The sequence below is a fragment of the Flectobacillus sp. genome (assembly GCF_049240685.1).
GTDB lineage: Bacteria > Bacteroidota > Bacteroidia > Cytophagales > Spirosomataceae > Flectobacillus.
This window is the reverse complement of sequence record NZ_JBMLSD010000107.1, coordinates 1-1,515: the sequence shown is the minus strand read 5'-3', so window position 1 is coordinate 1,515 and position 1,515 is coordinate 1. Positions and strand designations below refer to the sequence as shown.

The window sequence follows — 1,515 nt, the reverse complement described above, 5'->3', positions numbered from 1 at the left end:
GTAGGTATTTTTTACCAATTGCCCCCCTTGGTACACTACTCGTTGGCTCAGTGCCAATATCAATTCTGAGGCTTGTCCAAATTTGGCAATTGTTGCTGCATAGGTGATTTTGCTGGCAAGTGTACCTAAGTTTCTTGCTGCAACAACTAATGTGGCTACGTCTACTACATCTTTGCCAATTTGATGATAAAGCTTACAACTTTCTACTTGATGTGCCTCTTTTACTTTGTTGATAATCGCCGACCACCCTGCTTTGCTAAACAAAGATTCCACCGCTGCTCCCAAGATTGTTCGACCTTCGGAGCTAAATAGCATCGAAATAAACTCAGGTATGCCTGCTACCTGACCAACCGCTCCATCATAAAGCCCACACAAAAATGCAAATTGTGTACGATCCATGCAAGATGGTAGTCCCTCACAACTTACTGGTACAAATGGTAAACCTACAAAATCTGAGCCTAAGGTACAATCCCAATACTTTGGAGGTATTATTAGATCGCTTTTGATAAAGTCGGTTAACCCTCTGAGCAAGCCCATCAGTGGGTTGTAGGTGCTCATGGGGTCGGGCAGTGCCACTATGCCTTCGAGCCACTTGCGATAATACTCTCGCTGTTGGGTATCGGTTGGCGTGTTTTTCCCAAAATAAAACTCATACCTATACACCCCCGAACTCACTTTGTGAAGCCATAGGATTATCTCGTCATCGCCTACTTTGTCGCAAGCTTGGGCTATAGAGGTGAGGTCAGCTTTGGTGTTTTGACCGGTGCTGATATAGAGTTTGAGTTTTTTGCCAAGGTAATCCTCTTTGGCTTCTTGCTTTGTGCTTTGGGCTTGGCCAAAGAGTAGCGCAAGAGATGCTTCGTTGGCTACTGCCAACAAGTTGGGAGGAAAAAGATCATAGTTTTGGCTATATTGCGTTTCAGCTAAGTATCCATTGTAGTAGGTGGAAACGGGCTTGCTGCCATTGAGGGATAAGTATCCATTAGATGTTTCATCTTTGACAGCTTGGTAAGAGGTGTTATAAAACCCGCTAAATTTGCCTGTCTTCTTATCGTAAATTGGGATATAAGTGACTCCATTTAGCACTAGTTTATTCTGAGAAACCGCAACAGAATTGCCCTTCTTAAAGCTAAAGCTATACATTGTCACCTTGCCATCCTTGGTGTATTTTACTGTAAGCTCGTTCCCCAAAAGAAACAAGCTGGCGGTAGGAATATCTACTTTGGTTTTTTCTTTAATTAAGCCATCTAAGCTCAGGCTATTTTGAAGGGCTGTAACATTAGCTTGTGTTTGATTGATTTGACAATCAGTTACAAACAATGCGCTAACATCAGGAAAATGAAGTCGCTTTGTGGGTATTACATGAGTAGAAGCATAGGCCCAATCTTGACGAAGTTTGCGGTTATAGTGCATCCCCAAACCATTACAGTCTATGTCATTACTCAACTGCTGGGACATCTGTGCTATACTGGCGTAGATTTGCTTGACTTCGGGGATGGTGGAGTTTGTGCCGTA

Annotated in this window: 1 protein-coding gene; it reads right to left on the bottom strand. The window is 43.0% G+C overall.

The features are described 5' to 3' along the window. Positions 1-1,515 (bottom strand): hypothetical protein (locus tag ACOVQ4_RS04805; RefSeq protein ID WP_421819518.1); only part of this gene is annotated, 1,515 nt, incomplete at both ends.